Source organism: Rubrobacter tropicus (assembly GCF_011492945.1).
GTDB lineage: Bacteria > Actinomycetota > Rubrobacteria > Rubrobacterales > Rubrobacteraceae > Rubrobacter_D > Rubrobacter_D tropicus.
This window is the reverse complement of the sequence record NZ_CP045119.1, coordinates 3,505,290-3,522,952: the sequence shown is the minus strand read 5'-3', so window position 1 is coordinate 3,522,952 and position 17,663 is coordinate 3,505,290. Positions and strand designations below refer to the sequence as shown.

Sequence of the window (17,663 nt, the reverse complement as noted above, 5' to 3'; positions counted from 1 at the left end):
ACACAAGACGAGCCCCGCCCCGAGACCGTCTACCTGCGCGACCACTCCCGTTCCATAATCGCCACGAACAACAGCCCCGACATCGGCTTCGACGCAAGCATCAACCCGTACAGGGGATGTAGTCATGGGTGCAGTTATTGCCTGGGTGGCGACACACCGATTCTCATGGCGGACGGGACTGCTCGGCGTCTCAAGAATCTATGCGTCGGAGACGAGATATATGGGACAGCTAGACGTGGCCGGTATCGTCGCTACACAAAGACGCACGTTCTGGATCAATGGAGCGTACGTAGGCCAGCGTACCGCGTGACTTTGGGAGACGGAACAAGCCTCATCTCAAGCGGTGACCATCGGTTCCTGACAGAGCGAGGTTGGAAGTTTGTCGTTGGAACTATGCAAGGACACGGGCAGAGACCGTACCTGACGACGAACGACAAACTGATAGGTACAGGGGCGTTCGCGGCGCCACCGCAGGAAGATCAAGACTACAAGCAAGGCTATCTTTGCGGAATGATACGAGGAGACGGACATCTTGCGACGCACTTGTACGAACGTCCTTGGGGAACTCAAGGCAAACAGTACCGGTTTCGGCTTGCGCTCACCGATAAAGAAGCTCTAGATAAGACAACGAAGTATCTACTGGATTTCAAGATAACGACGCAGAGCTACGCCTTTCAAGAAGCTATCGCTGGCAGGAAATCGATGCGGGCGATCCGTACCGGCACCCGTGGGAACGTGGAACGCATACGCGGGATCATAGCCTGGTCGTACTTACCCTCCGATTCCTGGTGCAAAGGATTCCTGGCAGGCATCTTCGACGCGGAAGGTAGTTACGGAAACAACACGCTGCGTATCCACAACACCGATACGGAAATCGTTGATCGTGCCGTGCATTGCCTGGAGCGTTTCGGTTTTGATCTGGAGATCGAAATTGCTGGCAAGAGACAGGCACGACCCATCAAGGTGATTAGAATCCGCGGCGGTTTGAAAGAACATTTGCGCTTCTTCCATACCATGGACCCCGCCATCTCGCGTAAGCGGGATATAGAAGGAATCGCTTTGAAGAGCAACGCGAATTTGCGCGTAGTGTCCGTCGAACCGCTGGGCGTCAGGAAGCTCTTCGACATCACCACGGGCACCGGAGACTTTATCGCTGACGGCGTGGTCAGCCACAATTGCTACGCCCGTCCCACGCACGAGTATCTTGGTCTCTCGGCTGGGCTGGACTTCGAGAGCAAGGTGCTCGTGAAGGAGGAGGCGCCCGCCTTGCTCCGCAAGCGACTCTCTTCGGCGCGGTGGGAGCCGAAGGTGCTCTCGATGAGCGGCGTTACTGACTGCTACCAGCCGGTCGAGAAGAAGCTCGGGATCACCCGCGGCTGCCTCGAAGTCCTCGCCGATTTCCGAAACCCGGTGGTCGTGGTCACCAAGAACCACCTCGTAACCAGGGATATAGACTTGCTCTCGGAGCTAGCCCGCCACGACGCAGCCGCCGTTGCCGTCTCGCTGACCACCCTGGACGACGAACTGCGCAGGATCATGGAGCCGCGGACTTCGAGGCCGGTGCGGCGGCTGGCCGCTATAAGGAAGCTCGCGGAAGCGGGCATCCCGGTCGGCGTGATGACGGCGCCCGTGATACCCGGCCTCAACGACCACGAGCTCCCGAACCTCCTCTCCGCCGCCGCGGAGGCCGGCGCGACCTTCGCCGGCTACGTCCCCGTGCGCCTTCCGGGGGCCGTCGCCCCGATCTTCGAGGACTGGCTGAGGCGTCACTTCCCCGACCGCAAGGAGAAGGTGCTGGGCCGCGTCCGCTCGATGCGGGGCGGGAAACTCAACGATCCCGAGTTCGGGTCGCGCATGGAGGGTGGGGGAGTCTACGCGGAGCACGTGTCGCGGCTCTTTGGCGTGGCTTGCCGGCGGGCAGGGATCGAGCGCGGGCGGTTCCCGAAACTATCCACCGCCTCGTTCCGTAAAGATGGTGGGGCGCAACCCGGTCTGTTCGACTAAAGAGAAGCGGACTCCGGTCCGAGTTGTGTGGTGGGCGTGGCCGTGCAAACATGGTCCGCGAGAAGGTTCGTGGCCGTCCGATAGGGTGGGAGGATTCTTGTGGCGAGGCTTGGCGAGAGGGTGCGCGACGCGGTAGAAGGCTTCGACGAGGATGACGGGGCCGAGCAGTTCAGGATAGACGCCAGGGACTTCCTCTCGGCGCGGGAGCGTGGGGGGACGACCGGGACCAGGATAGAGCAGCAGAGCGCCGCGCTCTCGGAGGCGGCCGAGATCGTCAACAGGAGCTTCCCTACCGTGGACGGGTCGGGGAGGTTCATAAACGCGATCTCCCCCGTCGTCATCCCGAACCGCCAGTCCCTGTTCTGGCGTTTGATGCCGATAGGGATGCTCGCCGTGTTCGTCTTTCTCGGGGTCGTTGTCACGGTGGCGTTGAGCCAGGTGCCGGGCGTCGGCGCTTTGGGGCTCGCGCTCTTCGGGCCGCACCTCTGGCTGCTCCTGATCGGGCTGGCCGCCTTTACCTGGTGGCGCCAGAGCGTCGTCATGGTCCCCGACGGCTGCCGGGCCGTAATAACCCGCTTCGGCAAGCTCGAAGAGGTCGTCGGGGCCGGACGGAAGCTCCTGTTCAACCCGTGGAAGCAGGTGAGCTACATCGTCAACACGACCAGGGAGTACCCGTACAACGCGCCCATTCGCCAGGCGCCGACGTCGAGCCGGGTCAACGCGAGCGTGGATCTCTTCTTGCAGTTCAGGATCGAGGAGCCCGCGGAGTTCATCTTCACCGTGGGCGGGGTCAAGGGGTTCTCGGACAAGCTGGAGAACGCCATAAGCGAGGTCACGCGCGCCCTGATCTACGAGCAGCGAGCCGAGGACATCTACGACCTCGTCGGCGAGAGCACCCAGAAGTTCCTGGACTCCCTCAACGAGCAGTTCCTCCCGGCCATACGCTTCACCAACGCGAACATCACGCACGCCGAGCCCTCCAGCCAGGAGTACAGGATGGACCTCGCGGCCCCCGAGATGGTCCGCGTGGCGAAGGAGGCCTACACCTACGAGTACGAGCTCAGGCTGCGCAAGGAGCAGGACGAGGGTGAGCTGCGGGGGGAACTCGCGTCCCTGCGCGAGACGCGCTCTGCCATAAGCGCCGAGATCGCGACCTACCAGGCCCAGATCGACACGGCCCGCGAGCGCGAGACGAACCGGGCCAACGCCAGCGCCCGCGAGCGGATGGTCGAGGTCGAGAGCACGGCAAACGCAAACGCCTCCCTGCTGGAGGCCCAGGCTTTGGACATCAGGGCCGTGAGTAGCGCCGAAGCGCCGGAGATACTCGAGTACCGTTTCCAGCAGGACGTGCTCGAGAAGCTCGCCGGGGTGGCCGACAGCCTGCCGCAGGTGGTCCAGATCGGAAAAGACGGTGAGGAGGCCGTGGACTTTCTGGAGATCTCGCGCCGCATGATCGGGACCGGCGACGAGCCGCTCTTCACGCCCGGGGACATGCAGGCTATCCGAAATCGGATGGAGGAGATTCAGGCCCGCATCCGCGACCGCGCCCGTGAGATAGAGCGCCTCTCGGGCGGCCAGGGCGCCCGGCCGGAAGCGGGACCGCCCGAACGCCCGGTGGCCGAGGCCGCGACAGAAGACAGGGTCGAGGAGATCCGGCAGTCCGTGACGGACGAGGCCGTCAAGGAGCGCGTCGAGCGCCTCGGCCACGACGAGCAACCCGGCACGAACGGGGAGGAGGCCTGATGGCCGAGTCGATGGGGGCGCAGGCCAGGGCGGTCGCGAACGCGCAGGAGTTCTCCCGGATAAAGGAAGTGGTCTCCGGCTGGTCCGGGGTGCGGCAGTTCCTGCGGGGTGGGGAGGGGGGCCAGATCGTGCCCGTCGTCATCCTCAAGGACCGCCGCCGCTACGGCTGGCTCTTCCTTCTCGGCGTCGCCATCTACGTAATGGGCTTCGGCCTCTTCTCCGGCAGCGTCGCGGTCGCTGTCCTCGCCGGCCTCGTCGCCCTCTTCTTCCTGGCGCTCGCCCTCCTCTGGCTCTGGCGCGGGGCCATCGTCGAGATAGAGCAGGGGACGACGGGCGTCCTCTCGCGCTACGGCAGGATAGAGGGGACGCTCCCGCCGGGCCGCCACTACCTCTGGAGGCCGTGGGACAAGGTCGAGTTCGTCGTCGACACGGCCACCGAGATCCCTTACCTCGCCCCCGTCGCCGTCTGCCCGACGCGCGAGAACGTGCCGCTCAAGGCGATCGAGTTCTTCCTCAAGTTCCGCATAGTCGACCCGCTCGCTTTCGTCAGGACGATAGGCGCTTCCAACTTCGACCTCGTCTTGAGCAGCGCCGTGCAGGACGCGATCCGGCAAAGGAGCCGCCAGGTCAGCACCGAGAAGGCGTACGACCTGCGCGGCTCGGACGTGGGGGACATGCAGGAGTACCTGAACCGCCAGCTCGCCAGCTACGGCGTGCGCATCCTCGGGGCCAACATCCCCGACGTCCAACTCCCCGACCAGTACCAGACCCACCTCGCCACCCGCGAGCGCGTAGCCAAGGAACTCGCCGCCTACGAACGCGAGTGGGAGCTTACCCGCAAACAGCGCATAGACACGCTCCTGATGGAGATAGAGCGCTCCAAAAAAGACCGCGACGCCCGCCTAATCGAGGTAAAGGAGGCCCGCAACCGCGCCCGCCAGGACGTGGCCCGCATGCTGGAGGAGAAAGAGACCGAGGCCCAGCGCGTGCGCCTCGAGATAGAGACGAGGGGCAGGGCGGCCTTGACCGAGGCCGAGAACGAGGCGACGGCCCTCCGCCACCTGGGCCAGGCGCACAGGGACAACCGCGCGGTCGTCCGCTACGAGCTCGCCCGGCGCCGCATCGAAGTCGGAGAGAGGCTCATGCAGCACGCCCCGCGCCCCGTGCTGGTGCGGGGTGAGGGGGGCGAGCAGTCCGCGCTCTCTACCCTCATCCTGGCCCAGATGATCCCGCAACTAACCCGCAACGGCGGCGCGTCGAACGGTGCCGGAGATACCGTCCGCAAGACGGCCATGGACCTCATCGACGGCGAAGGCTAAAGTCCCGAACGGGAGAGGAACGGTCGTACGGCCCGACCCAGCGTCTCTGGCGGGGGATCAGCCGCGGTGACGACCGAGCCTGTCGAGCCACTCCGAGAGCAGGGCGCTCTCCAGGGGCGTGAACCCGGCGGGCGCTTCGAAAAGGACGACCTTCAGGGCAACGGCGCGGCTTGAGACCCGGTCGTGGCCGGTCGCCGTATCGGATGCTGCGTCCGTGGTCACCGCGGTCAGGATCGCCTCACGGGTCGCCTCCGACAACGCGGGGTAGAGGTTCCCCGGGCGCGGAGCAGGTGAGCCATATCCCGGGAACCCTACGATATTGCGTATACAATAGCGTGCGGCATCAACCTACTCTTCACAAGGGAGGCCACATGGACCTGGGGCTCTCCGTCCTGGACGTCTCGCCGGTCAGCGCGGGTTCGAGCAGTTCGCGGGCGCTGCGCGACACGTTGGATCTGGCGCGGCTGGTAGACGGGCTCGGCTACAGGAGGTACTGGCTCGCCGAGCACCACAACCTCGCCATGATCGCCAGCTCCGCGCCGGAGGTAATGATCGGGCACGTCGCCAGCGTCACGGAGAACTTGAGGGTCGGGGCGGGGGGCATAATGCTCCCCAACCACGCCCCGCTCCAGGTCGTCGAGACTTTCAGGGTCCTGGAGGCCCTCCACCCCGGTCGCATCGACCTCGGCATCGGACGCGCGCCCGGCACCGATCCCACGACAGCGGCCGCTCTGAGACGCTCGCAGGCCGGGGGCGACGATTTCCCCCAGCAGTTCGCCGAGCTTTTGGCCTACGCTGGCGACGAGTTTCCCGAAGGGCACCCGTTCCGGTCCGTCGCGGCGATGCCCGACGACGTGGAGCTGCCCCCGATCTGGCTCCTCGGCTCCAGCGGCTACTCCGCCAGGGCGGCCGGGGAGATGGGCCTCGGCTACGCCTTCGCCGCGCACTTCAGCCCCACGGACCCGGCCCCCGCCATGCGCGCCTACAACGAGGGCTTCGAGCCCTCACCCACGTTCGAGCGGGCCTCGGCCATCCTCGCCGTCGCCGTCGTCTGCGCCGAGACCGGCGGGCGGGCGCGGGAGCTCGCCTCGTCCATGGAACTCGCCTGGGTCCGGATGCGGAGCGGGCGTCCGGGGCCGCTTCCCAGCCCCGAAGAGGCCGTCGATTACCCCTACACCCCCGCGGAGCGCCGGCTCGCCGAAACCTACAGCTCCATGCAGATCGTCGGCGACCCCCGGAGCGTCAGGGCGCGGATCGAGGAGCTAGCCGGGCGCACGGGGGCGGACGAGATCATGGTCACCACCAACGTCCACGACCCCTCCGAACGCCTGCGCTCCTACGAGCTCCTCGCCGAAGCCTTCGAGATCTCGCCCGCAGGCGCGTCTTCAGCCCGGCAGGGAAGCTAGCCCGGACACGAGACCGGAGGGAATCGGCTCTCGCGACTTGCCAGCGGAAGGTCGCTAGCCGGAGTTCACCCCGTACTCGAGGCCGTCGACGAGGGCCTGCCAGCTCGCCTCGATGATGTTTTCGCCCACCCCGACGGCGCCCCAGACGCGCTTGCCGTCCGTGGAGTCTATGAGGACGCGGGTCGTTGCCGCCGTCGCCCGGTGCTCGTCTAGGATGCGGACCTTGTAGTTGGAGAGGTGGATCTCCTTGAGCTCCGGGTAGTGCGGGCCGATCGCTTCTCTTAGCGCCTTGTCCAAAGCGTTGACGGGGCCGTTGCCCTCCGCGGTCGAGATGACCCTCTGGCCCCGAACGAAGAGCTTTACGGTCGCCTCCGTGGTCGTGCGGCCGTCTGCCCTTTTCTCGGAGATTATCCTGAACGTCTCTAGCTCGAAGAGTGGGGTGGCCTCGCCGGCCGTGCGTCCGATAAGGAGGGCGAGGGAGGCGTCGGCGGCCTCGTAGTGGTAGCCCTCATACTCGCGCCTCTTTATGGCGGAGAGGATCTGGGCTGCGTCGCCGGCGTCTATGCCGAGCTCCGCCGCCTTTGCCTTGATGGAGTTCTTGCCCGAGAGCTCCCCGACCGGCGTGCGCCTGACGTTGCCCACGACCTCGGGCGCCACGTGCTCGTAGGTCGATGGGTCCTTGCTGATACCGTCCACGTGCAACCCGCCTTTGTGGGCGAAGGCGCTCCTCCCGACGTAGGGCCTGTGCGTGTCCGGCGTCAGGTTCATGAGCTCGGAGACGTAGTTCGAGACCCCCGTCAGCTTCTTCAAGCCCTCCTCATCCACGACCTTCAGGCCCATCTTTAGCTGCAGGTTGGCGATGGTCGTGACGAGGTCGCAGTTGCCGGTCCGCTCCCCGACGCCGTTTACGGTCCCCTGGACGTGCGTGGCCCCGGCCTCGACGGCCGCGAGCGCGTTCGCCACCCCGCACCCGGCGTCGTTGTGGGTGTGGATGCCGACCTCGACGTCGGGAAACTCGCGCACGGTCCTTTGTACTACCGCCTTTAGCTCCGTCGGGAGCGTGCCGCCGTTCGTGTCGCACAGGACGAGCGTCGTCGCGCCGGATTCGGCCGCCGCCCGCAGCACCGCGAGCGCGTGGTCGGGGTCGTCCCTGAAGCCGTCGAAGTAGTGCTCGGCGTCGAAGAGGACCTCTTTTCCGGCGCTCGCCAGGTAGGAGACGGTATCCCTCACGGACTCCATGTTCTCCTCCGGCGTGGTCCTGAGGACCTTCTCCACGTGCAGCTTCCAGCTCTTGGCGACGATGCAGGCGACGGGGGCTGTGAGGGAGGGGAGGAGCGTCACGGCGGGGTCTTCGTCGGCCCGGCCGTTCGGGCGCCGGGCGCGGGTGAAGGCGACGAGCCTCGCGTTCTCAAGCTCGGACGCGTCGAAGTTCTCGAAGAACTCCAGGTCCTTGGGGTTGGAGGCGGGGAAGCCCGCCTCGATGTAGTGGACGCCGAGGGTGTCAAGCTCTTTGGCTATCCGGATCTTGTCCTCGGTCGTCAAACTGACGCCCTCGCGCTGCGTGCCGTCCCGAAGGGTGGTGTCGAAAAGCCTGACGCTCATGCCACGCCCTCCCCGGCCCCGATCCAGCGTCCAACGGCCTCCGCTACTTGCTCCGTGGTCTTGCTGCCGCCGAGGTCGGCCGTCAAGAAGTGGGCCTCCAGCGCCACCGAGACTCCCTGCTCTATGGCCTCCGCCACGTCGGGCCGGCCCAAAGTGTGGCGGAACATCATGGCCGCAGATAAGATCGCGGCGTACGGGTTCGCCTTGCCCTGCCCCGCGATATCCGGCGCGGAGCCGTGGACGGGCTCGAAGATGCCGGGCGAGCCGGGCTCCCCTAGAGAAGCGCTAGGGAGCATCCCCATCGAACCGGGGAGCATCGCCGCCTCGTCGGAGAGTATGTCCCCGAAGAGGTTCTCGGTGAGCATCACGTCGAACCGCCCGGGCTCCCGCACGAGATGCATCGCCGCCGCGTCCACGAGCACGTGGTCCAGCTCGACGTCCGGGTAGTCCTTGGAGACCTCCGTAACCACCTTGCGCCACAGGCGGCCGGTCGCCATCACGTTCGCCTTGTCCACGCTCGTTACCCGGCGCTTCCTGCGCTTGGCGGCGTCGAAGGCGACGCGGGCCACCCGGTCTATCTCCTCTTTGGTGTAGACGGAGAGGTCGCTCGCCCGTTCGTCGCCCTCCTCCTTCTCGCCGAAGTACGCGCCGCCCGTAAGCTCGCGCACGATCAGGACGTCGACCCCGGACACAACCTCCTTCTTGAGCGGCGAGGCGTCGAGCAACGCCGGAACCGCCGCGACGGGCCGCAGGTTCGCGAACGCCCCGAGATGCTTCCTGAGCTTCAGAAGGCCCGCTTCGGGACGCACCGGCGCGTCGTCGAAGTCGGGGTGGCCGACCGCGCCGAGCAGGACGGAGTCGGAGGCTCTGGCGGCTTCGAGCGTCTCGTCGGAGACGGGACCGCCTTCGTCGCGGATGGCCTCACCCCCGATCTTGCGCTCCTCGTAACGTAACTTCACGCCGAAGTGCTCGGCCGCGAGGTCCATTACCCCGCGCGCGGCCCCGACCACCTCGGGGCCTATGCCGTCGCCCGGTAGCAAGAGTATGTCGAAAGAGTCGCGCATAATAATCCTCCTAGAACTCCGGCCTCGACCGGAGCCATTCCTGTCCGCCCGGACCCAGCGAACGGGCGAGCAGCCCTTCCGCCCTGGCCTCCCCAACAACGTCTTTCTCGTCCCACAACGCCCGGAAAATACGTCCGATAAACCCTTCCCCGAAGTCCCGAAGCGCCGCCGTCCCGAAGAGGAGCAGCAGGTTCTGGAACTTCATCTGTTCTTCCGCGCCCGCCGGCCCCCTGAAGGTCCGAACCGTGAACCCGGGGGCCGGGTCTACCCGGCCGAGGTGCTCCCCGAGCGGCAGCCCCACCCTGCCGGCGACCGCCGCCGAGACCGCCTGCGGCACGAGCTCGCCCAACCACAGGGGCGCTCTTACGACCTCGCGGTCCAGCAGGGTGGCGTGCGCCAGCTCGTGCCAGACCGTGAGCGGCAGGAGCGCCCCCGTCCTGGGCCGGAAGACCGCGGACAGTCGCTCCGGCAGCACGAGCGCCGGAGGGTCGACTGATCTGGTGAAATACGGGAGCCCCGGAGGGTAAGGATGCGCGTTCTCGCGCGGCGCCCCGTGCCAATCCTCGTCCGCGACGAGAAACGCCCGCACGGGGGAGACGCCCCCGCCGGGCGTATGCGGACCATCCGGCGCTTCGGCTCCCAGGATTCCGGCCAGGGCGCCGGACCCCTGCGACAGATACCCTCGAACCTCCCGCGCCTCCCCCGCAAGCCGCGGGGCGTGGAACGTGGGAACGGGGCCGTCCAGGCAACGGTAGCCGGGGAGAGGCCCGGAGACGGTTCGGCGGGGCTCCGCTACGGCGCTACCGGGGCTTCCCACGGGGACTTCACCCGCCCGGCGGAGTACACGTTCGCCGCCCGCACGTAGGCGCGGGCCGCGGCCTCGACGACGTCCTGGGAGAGGCCGCGCCCGGCGTACTCGTTGCCCTCGAACTCGACGGAGACCCGGACCTCGCCGAGGGCGTCCTTGCCGCCCGTGACGGCGTCGATGCGGAAGTCCGTGAGCCTGCCCTTTATGTTGGTGGCGGCGTCCACGGCGCGGAAGACGGCGTCCACGGGGCCCTCGCCCTCGGCCTCGGCCTCGAACGTGCCGTGTTCGGCGTGGGAGATGGTCACGGCGGCCCGGCTCTGGCGGCCTGTCGCGGCGACCACCCGGAAGGAGTCGAGGACGAACTTGCCCTCGAAGGAGCCCACCTCGTCGGCGGCTATCGCTTCGAGGTCGGCGGCCGTGACGGTCTTCTTGTGGTCGGCTATCTCCTTGAACCGGACGAAGGCCCGCTTGAGGATCTCCCCCTCGACCACGTAGCCGAGCTCTTCGAGGGCGTCCTTGAGGGCGTGGCGGCCGGAATGCTTGCCGAGGAAGATGTTCGTGCCTTCGAGGCCTATGTCTTCTTTCGTCATGATCTCGAACGTCCGCCGGTCCTTGAGCACGCCGTCCTGGTGTATCCCCGACTCGTGCAGGAAGGCGTTCCTGCCGACGACGGCCTTGTTCGGCGGGACCTCGTAGCCCGTCATGTTCGAGACCATGCGCGACGTGTTCGCGAGCTGCCTGGTCTCCACGCCGACCTCTACCCCGTAGAAGTCCCCGCGCGTCGCGAGCGCCATCACCACCTCTTCGAGCGAGGCGTTCCCCGCGCGCTCCCCGATCCCGTTTACCGCCACCTCGACCTGCCCGGCCCCGACCTCGACCCCGGCGAGCGAGTTTGCCACGGCCATCCCGAGGTCGTCGTGGCAATGGACCGAGAGCGTCCGATCCTTCAGCCCCGGAACCCGCTCTTGAAGCTCCTTCAAGAACGCGGCGAACTCGACGGGCGTCGTGTAGCCGACGGTGTCGGCGATGTTGACGACGTCGGCCCCGGCCTCGACCGCCGCGGCGACAACTTCGGAGAGAAAACCTATGTCCGTCCTGGTGGCGTCCATCGGGGAGAACTCGACGTTCGGGCAGAGGCCCTTGGCGAACGCCACCGCCTCGCCGGCCCGCTTCAGGATGTCCTCGCGGTTCGAGCGCATCTGGTGTTCTATGTGCAGGTCGCTCGTGCCGACGAAGGTGTGGATGCGGGGCCTGTCCGACCACTGGACCGCCTCCCAGGCCCGACGGATGTCCGCCTCGTGGATGCGGGCGAGGCCCGCGATGCGGGGCCCCTTCACCTCGGCGGCGATCCTGGAGACCGACTCGAAGTCTCCCTCGGAGGTAATAGGGAAGCCAGCCTCTATGACGTCGACCTTCAGGCGGGCGAGCTGGCGGGCCACCTCTACTTTTTCCTCTACTGAAAGGGAAATTCCTGGCGATTGTTCGCCGTCGCGAAGGGTCGTGTCGAAGATCTCTACTCGACGCATAACTCTGTTCCTCCTACGAAACTACGTTGAGATACTCTGGCGCTGGGAGACTGGTGGCCGGGGGCAGCCGGTTAGAGACCGGGGCTGGTAATTCGCCCGGCGGCCACCCCGGTTAGTCGTAGGATGACGAGAGGGAGACGCAAGATGGAGAAGACTTCCTTCATGTGGGGCGGCAGTATCTCACCGCCGCGCCCCCTCCGCAACTTCCACCGCCACGGTCCAGTCCGCGTACTCGGTCAGCTCGCCGCGCGCGGCCTTGAAGTACTGCTCCTGCAGGCGTTCGGCGACCGGGCCGATGGTGCCGGTGCCGACGGGCCGGTCGTCCACCTCGATCACGGGCGCTATCTGAAACCCGGTGCCGGTCAGAAAGACCTCGTCGGCGGCGTAGAGCTCGGTGCGTCCGACGTCGCGCTGCTCGGTCGGCATCCCGAGCTCCCTCTCGGCGAGTTCCATCACCGCGTCGCGGGTGATGCCCTCCAGGATGTCCGCCGTGACGGGCGGCGTGATGAGCCGCCCTTTGCGCACGAGGAAGATGTTCGCGGCGCTCGCCTCGGAGACGAAGCCCTGCTGGGTCAGGAAGATCGCGTCGTCGTACCCCGCCCGGTGCGCCGCGTCCACCGCGAGCGCCGTGTTGACGTAGGAGCCGGTGCATTTGGCCCTGGCCGGGATGGCCGTGTCCGGCGTCCGGCGCCACGAGGAGACGCAACAGCGCAGGCCCGAAAGCTCGACGTAGTTGCCCATCGGGACCGTGAAGATCGAGAGCTCGGACTCGCCCTTGAGGTTCACCCCGACCGACTCGGCAGCCTTGTACGCGAGCGGCCGGATGTAGGTGTCCTCGCGCGGAGCGTTGCGCTTTAGTATCTCCAGAGTTATGTCGCACATCTCGTCGATGCCCAAGGGGAGATCGATCCGCAGCAGGCGGCTGCTCTTTTCGAACCGCTCGTAGTGCTCGCGCAGCTTGAGGACCTGCAGGGTCCCGCGCTCCTCGTTCCAGTAGGCCCGGATGCCCTCGAAGACGCCCGTCCCGTAGTTCAGGGCGTGGGTCGCGGGGGAGAGGCGCACGTCGCCCAACTTCTGTAGCTCCCCGCCGTGGTAGCACCACTCCGCGTCGTTCGCGGCGAACGCCTTGTTTCCCATCAGTTAGTACCTCCCGTCGGGCTCGCGGCGGGGGCCTCAGCACCCTCGGCCGCGAGAGCCCGCAGCTCTTGCCCGACCTTCTCGACCTGCATCTCGGCCTGGCGGCGGCGCATGGCGAGGAAGCTGGAACCGCCCGCCTGGTTTTCGAGCACCCACTCCTTTGCCCACTTGCCGGTCTGTATGTCCGTCAGGATGCCGCGCATCCTCTCCTTTACCGCGTCGTCCACTATCTTGGGGCCCGCGGTGTAGTCGCCGTACTCGGCTGTGTTCGAGATCGAGTACCGCATCCCGGCCAGCCCGCCCTCGTAGATGAGGTCCACTATGAGCTTCAGCTCGTTTACGCACTCGTAGTACGCGAGCTCGGGCTGGTACCCGGCCTCGACGAGCGTCTCGAACCCGGCCGTGAGCAGCGCCGAAAGGCCGCCGCAGAGCACCGCCTGCTCCCCGAAGAGGTCCGTCTCCGTCTCCTCGGCGAAAGTGGTCTCGATGATGCCGGCCCTGCCGCTCCCGATGCCGCGGGCGTAGGAGAGGACCACGTCCCGCGCCCCGCCGCTCGCGTCGTTCTGGACGGCGAAGAGGGAGGGCATGCCCTTGCCTTCTACGTAGAGGCGCCTGAGGACGTGGCCAGGACCCTTCGGGGCGACGAGGCCGAGGTCCACTTCGGGGGGAACCACTATCTGGTTGAAGTGGATGTTGAAGCCGTGGGCGAAGAGCATCAGGTCGCCCTCGGAGAGGTTCTCCCTTACCTCTGCCTCGAAGACCGCAGGTTGACGCTCGTCGGGGAGGAGCATCATCACCACGTCGGCGTGTCGCGCCGCGTCCGCGATGGTCATTACCTGTAGGCCGTCCTGCTCCGCTTTGGGCCAGCTCTTGGAGCCCTCGTAGAGGCCGACGGTGACGTCGCAGCCCGAGTCCTTCAGGTTGAGGGCGTGGGCGTGGCCCTGGCTGCCGTAGCCGAGGATCGCGACCTTTCTCTGCGTGATCTCGTTGCCTATGTCGCCTTCGCGGTATACGCGCGCCATGTCAGTCTCCTATCTCTTCGACGACGGACCGGCCGGAAGATCCGTCCCCCGAAGTCCACCGCCACTCTTCGTGCAACCTGATCCGCCCGTCGGCCAAGACCTCCGGCGTGGAACGGCACTCGCCCGTCATGAGTTCGCCCGAAGCATTCACGTGCCCGTACCTGGCGTCGAGGTTTCCGTCTTCGTCCACGGTGGCCACCAGCGTCCCGAAACGGACGTCCCCGCCCTCGTAGGTCGCGCTGACGACGTTACCGTCCTGGCTGTAGTCGAAGACCGTCTCGGGCCCGACCTCGCCCGTCCCGGAGTTCTCGACCGACCGGAATCGCCTGCCGTCGTAGTCTATGGACGAGCCCGCCCGGTTTTCCGGCGCGGCACCGGCGAAGTGGAGCTCCCGCACGTCCTCCATGTTCTCCAGCAGCACCGCGTAACGGCGGGCGCTCTCCTCCGGGCAGTCGAGACCGATCTCGATGCTCGTTCCCTTCGCGTCGGCGTCCACCCTTATCTCCGTGGCGGGCATCCGCTTGTTCTGGAGGGTCATCGTGAAGCGGTTGAGGGCGAGGATGCCGGGGGCCAGGCCGACCCTGACGGTGCTCTGGGCCACGCCCGTCGCCTCAGGCGCCATCTTCCTCGATCATCTCGTTGACGCTCATGCCCGAGGGGATCATGGGGTAGACGTTCTTCTCCGGGTCGATGTGGAAGTCCAGGATCACGCACCCGTCCTGCTCCTCGGCCCACCGAACCGCGCCCTCCACGTCGTCGTCCTCGCGCACCGTGCGCCCGGCGAGGCCGTAGGCCGCTGTCAACTGCTCGTAGTCGGGGCCCGTGATCGGCGTCTCCGAGTAGCGGCGGTTGTGGAAGAACTGCTGCCACTGGCGGACCATGCCGAGGTAGCCGTTGTTCAGGACGGCGACCTTTATGTTCAGGCCGAAGTCCCGGATCGTGGCCAGCTCCTGGATATTCATCTGGAAACCGCCGTCGCCGGCGACGACCCAGACCGGCTCGTCCGGGTAGGCGAACGCCACGCCCATCGCCGCCGGGAGCGAGAAGCCCATCGTGCCGAGGCCGCCGCTGGTGATGTGGCTGTTGTGCTTGGTGAACTCGAAGAACTGGGCGGCCCACATCTGGTGCTGGCCGACGTCGGTGACGAGGCGCATCTCCGGGCCGGCTACCTTCTTTATGGCCTCCATCACCTGGATCGGGCCGTACTCCTCCCGCGCCGATTCCTCGCGCTTTTTCTCCGGCTCCTGGCTCTTCGCCAGCTCGTCGCGCCAGGCGGAGCAGCCCTCGCCGTCCGAGATGTCTTCGAGGTGGCCGAGCACCGAGCGCATCGCGGCCTTCGCGTCCTCGGCGATGCCGATGGTCGGCTTCACGACCTTGCCGAGCTCGGAGGGGTCGACGTCGACGTGGATGATCTTGGCGTTCGGGGCGAACTTGCTCACGGCGCCCGTGATCCTGTCGTCGAACCGCATCCCGACGGCGAAGAGGAGGTCGGAGCGGTCTATGGCCCGGTTGACGCTCGCCTGGCCGTGCATCCCCGGCCAGCCCAGGTACAGCGGGTGGTCGTCGGGGAAGGCGCTTATGCCGAGCAGGGTCGTCACGACCGGGATGCCGGTTCTCTCGGCCAGAAGCCTGAGCTCCTTCTCGGCGCCCGCGAGTGTCACGCCGTGGCCGGCCAGGATGAGCGGGCGCCTCGCGTTCCTGAGCAGCATCGCGGCCCGCTCCATCGCCGGCGACTCGACCGGCACGGGGGCCTCGCGGAGCCTCCTGTAGCCGTTGTCGTTGCAGGCGGCGAATTGCACGTCCTTCGGCACGTCCACGAGGACGGGGCCCGGCCTTCCGCTGCGCGCGATCTCGAAGGCCCGGCGCATCGTCGGGTAGAGCTCGTCCGGGTCCTCGACCAGGAAAGAATGCTTCGTGAAGGGCAGCGTCATGCCCATCACGTTCGTCTCCTGGAACGAGTCCTTGCCCAGCGCCGGACGGCCGACCTGGCCCGTGATCGCGACGAGCGGCACCGAGTCCATCTGCGCCGTCGCCAGGCCCGTAACCAGGTTCGTGGCGCCCGGCCCGCTCGTCGCCACCACCACGCCGACGCGGTTGGTCGCCCTGGCGTAACCGTCCGCGGCGTGGGCGGCAGCCTGCTCGTGGCGGGTGAGGACGTGTTTTAGCGGGTAGTCCGGGAGGGCGTCGTAGAACGGCATGATCGCCCCGCCGGGGTAGCCGAAGAGGTATTCGACGCCTTCGTCCAGCAGGGCCTCGCACATGGCTTCGCTGCCCGTGCGCGGCTTGTATTCGATGTTAAAAGCGGTGTTCTCCACGATTCTCCTGTCCCGATAAAAAGCGTTGTGGTGCTAAAGGCCTCGGCCTGAAGCGGGAGCAGGTCCCGCCGGCTCTAGGCGGACTGGAGCGCGACGCCCCGGCCCGCCCGCGTAATTAGTCGCTGGGAGGGTAGGACGACGCCCGTGGGTACTCGTGGGTGGATCGGTGGGGCGAGCAGGCGCGAGATCTTGAGCATCAAGCCCGAGACCTTCTTTACCGCCTTTTTGCAGACTTCCGTCAACTGTCCTCGCTCACTCGTTCGCACAAGCAGCCTGAAGCGTTACATAACGGTGGGGGGATGTCAAGCGACGAAGGCTTCGGGCTACAGGTTTCAGGCGTCAGGGTCGCTTGGCGGCGTGGATTCCGACCTCGTGCCCCTGAAAGCCTCCGAAGGAGGCGACCTGTAACCCGATGCCTGATGCCTCGGAATGACCGGGACGATGGAGGGGGGAGTCGAACGTCCCGGCCACCACGCAAGATTAGCGGGCGCCGGCGCGCCGCGAATCGGTCGAAAGGACGGTTTTCTATGGTCCGATAGTATGAACACCCGGGACCACCCCCTCTCCCAGCCGCGACGCGGCTACCAGCGGCTGGATCCGCACCCCGGCGAGACGCCTGGGCTCTGTGCCGTCGGCGCGGCCGGGCCGGGACTCCCACAACCCGCGGTCCGACGACCGCATCTCGAAGTCGCGCCGTCGGAGGACCCGTGCCACGCTGCGGGGCCGCCGGTTTTTCAGATAGACGTCGAGAGGTAGAATGCGAAAAAGACCTCTTCGATTCGAAAGTCGTGGCATGACAGACACGATCCAGGCATACAGAGAGGGCACCACCCAGGTGTCGACGCGGATGGAAGGCAACCCCGACCCCCCGATCCTCTCCAGCAGGCCGCTTGGCTGGAATGGCCTGATCGCGGAGCGGTTCAGGCACGCGCCGGCCGAGCACCACTTTCCACCCCTCACCGAGAACACGACCTCCCTGTACCTGGGGCAGCCCGTAAGCTCGGTGAGGTGGTCGGACGACGGGATCTACGAGGGACCCACCTCGGAAGGCGACGTCACGGTGAAGGCTTCCGGGCAGCCGGTCGGCTGGCGCTTCGACAAAGACGTGGACCTGCTCGTGATGCGCCTGGCGCCCGCTTTTCTCGGCCACGTGGCCGAGGAGAACGGGCTCAACGCCGACGCGATCGAGCTCCGTCCGAGCCTCGATCAGCAAGACGACGCGGTCAAGCACATAGGCCTCGCGATGCTCGCCGAGATGGAATCAGGGGGAACCGGCGGCAGGGTCTACGGCGACTCTTTGGCCACCGCGCTCGCGACGCACCTGCTACGCAACCACGGCGCCTCCCCGCAGGCCGCGCCGGACCGGAAGGGAGGGCTGCCCAGGAGCGCGCTCCGGCGCGTGACCGACTTCGTGAACGAAAACCTCTCCATGGACCTCGGGCTCTCCGAGATGGCCGGGGTGGCGAACCTGAGCCAGTACCACTTTTCCAGGCAGTTCAAGCGCTCGACGGGTCTCTCGCCGCACCAGTACGTGATCCAACGCAGGGTAAGACGGGCCAGGGAACTGCTCTCGAAGACCGACCTCCCCGTGGGCGACGTGGCGAGCGCGGTCGGCTTTACCCACCAGAGCCACCTCGCCCACCACGTCAGGCGCCACTTCGGCGTCGCCCCATCTTCGCTGCGCGGATGACCAGCCACCCACGGAGCGGCGGGCAGC

15 protein-coding genes and 1 pseudogene are annotated in these 17,663 nt (G+C 66.7%); 6 read left to right on the top strand and 10 right to left on the bottom strand.

Annotation, left to right across the window (positions count from 1 at the left end; genetic code table 11):
• Window positions 1-165 precede the first annotated feature (165 nt).
• The 4 genes and pseudogenes from GBA63_RS24490 to GBA63_RS17730 form a co-directional block, all read left to right on the top strand.
• Window positions 166-903 (top strand): annotated as a pseudogene (locus GBA63_RS24490) (intein-containing Rv2578c family radical SAM protein); the annotation flags it as partial.
• A 156-nt stretch (window positions 904-1,059) separates the two neighbouring features.
• On the top strand, window positions 1,060-2,004 hold the full coding sequence (locus tag GBA63_RS23750) for a PA0069 family radical SAM protein (RefSeq protein ID WP_228282155.1): 945 nt from the start codon (window positions 1,060-1,062) through the stop codon (window positions 2,002-2,004).
• A gap of 99 nt (window positions 2,005-2,103) precedes the next feature.
• The gene (locus GBA63_RS17735) at window positions 2,104-3,747 is read left to right on the top strand and encodes an SPFH domain-containing protein (protein WP_207956885.1); all 1,644 of its coding nucleotides are present in this window, start codon (window positions 2,104-2,106) and stop codon (window positions 3,745-3,747) included.
• Window positions 3,747-5,066: an SPFH domain-containing protein gene (locus GBA63_RS17730; protein WP_207956884.1), complete on the top strand. Its 1,320-nt coding sequence runs from the start codon at window positions 3,747-3,749 to the stop codon at window positions 5,064-5,066. Before GBA63_RS17735 ends, GBA63_RS17730 begins: the two co-directional genes overlap by 1 nt.
• 57 nt (window positions 5,067-5,123) lie before the next feature.
• Here GBA63_RS17730 and GBA63_RS17725 read toward each other — a convergent pair whose 3' ends face one another.
• Window positions 5,124-5,324: a hypothetical protein gene (locus GBA63_RS17725; RefSeq protein WP_166178236.1), complete on the bottom strand. Its 201-nt coding sequence runs from the start codon at window positions 5,322-5,324 to the stop codon at window positions 5,124-5,126.
• Window positions 5,325-5,437: 113 nt separating this feature from the next.
• On the opposite strand from GBA63_RS17725, the gene GBA63_RS17720 reads away from it, so the two are divergent.
• Window positions 5,438-6,472 carry an LLM class flavin-dependent oxidoreductase gene (locus tag GBA63_RS17720; RefSeq protein WP_166178234.1) on the top strand — a complete coding sequence of 345 codons (1,035 nt, stop codon included), beginning with the start codon at window positions 5,438-5,440 and terminating at the stop codon, window positions 6,470-6,472.
• 54 nt (window positions 6,473-6,526) lie between these two features.
• Here the strand turns inward: GBA63_RS17720 and cimA are convergent, their stop codons facing one another.
• From cimA to GBA63_RS17675, 9 genes are all read right to left on the bottom strand, one after another.
• A complete protein-coding gene (gene cimA / locus GBA63_RS17715) occupies window positions 6,527-8,074 on the bottom strand; it encodes a citramalate synthase (RefSeq protein WP_166178232.1) in 1,548 nt (515 codons plus the stop codon).
• Complete coding sequence (gene leuB / locus GBA63_RS17710) at window positions 8,071-9,138, bottom strand: 3-isopropylmalate dehydrogenase (protein WP_166178230.1); 1,068 nt, start codon at window positions 9,136-9,138, stop codon at window positions 8,071-8,073. The genes cimA and leuB overlap by 4 nt, the downstream gene beginning before the upstream one ends.
• A gap of 10 nt (window positions 9,139-9,148) precedes the next feature.
• Window positions 9,149-9,955, bottom strand: coding sequence for a hypothetical protein (locus tag GBA63_RS17705; RefSeq protein WP_166178228.1), 807 nt, complete (start codon window positions 9,953-9,955; stop codon window positions 9,149-9,151).
• The gene (locus GBA63_RS17700; protein WP_166178226.1) at window positions 9,931-11,472 is read right to left on the bottom strand and encodes a 2-isopropylmalate synthase; all 1,542 of its coding nucleotides are present in this window, start codon (window positions 11,470-11,472) and stop codon (window positions 9,931-9,933) included. Before GBA63_RS17700 ends, GBA63_RS17705 begins: the two co-directional genes overlap by 25 nt.
• 180 nt (window positions 11,473-11,652) lie before the next feature.
• Entirely contained in the window at window positions 11,653-12,609 is a 957-nt protein-coding gene (locus GBA63_RS17695) for a branched-chain amino acid transaminase (protein WP_166178224.1), read from the bottom strand.
• The gene (gene ilvC, locus GBA63_RS17690) at window positions 12,609-13,631 is read right to left on the bottom strand and encodes a ketol-acid reductoisomerase (protein WP_166178222.1); all 1,023 of its coding nucleotides are present in this window, start codon (window positions 13,629-13,631) and stop codon (window positions 12,609-12,611) included. Before ilvC ends, GBA63_RS17695 begins: the two co-directional genes overlap by 1 nt.
• 1 nt (window position 13,632) lies before the next feature.
• The gene (locus GBA63_RS23350; RefSeq protein ID WP_207956883.1) at window positions 13,633-14,253 is read right to left on the bottom strand and encodes a hypothetical protein; all 621 of its coding nucleotides are present in this window, start codon (window positions 14,251-14,253) and stop codon (window positions 13,633-13,635) included.
• Window positions 14,243-15,946 (bottom strand): biosynthetic-type acetolactate synthase large subunit, encoded by a 1,704-nt coding sequence (gene ilvB, locus GBA63_RS17680; protein ID WP_207956882.1) that lies wholly within the window; start codon window positions 15,944-15,946, stop codon window positions 14,243-14,245. The genes GBA63_RS23350 and ilvB overlap by 11 nt, the downstream gene beginning before the upstream one ends.
• Window positions 15,947-16,020: 74 nt before the next feature.
• The gene (locus GBA63_RS17675) at window positions 16,021-16,188 is read right to left on the bottom strand and encodes a hypothetical protein (protein WP_166178220.1); all 168 of its coding nucleotides are present in this window, start codon (window positions 16,186-16,188) and stop codon (window positions 16,021-16,023) included.
• 551 nt (window positions 16,189-16,739) lie between these two features.
• On the opposite strand from GBA63_RS17675, the gene GBA63_RS17670 reads away from it, so the two are divergent.
• Window positions 16,740-17,636, top strand: a complete 897-nt coding sequence (locus GBA63_RS17670) for a helix-turn-helix domain-containing protein (RefSeq protein ID WP_166178218.1) — start codon at window positions 16,740-16,742, stop codon at window positions 17,634-17,636.
• Window positions 17,637-17,663 lie beyond the last annotated feature (27 nt).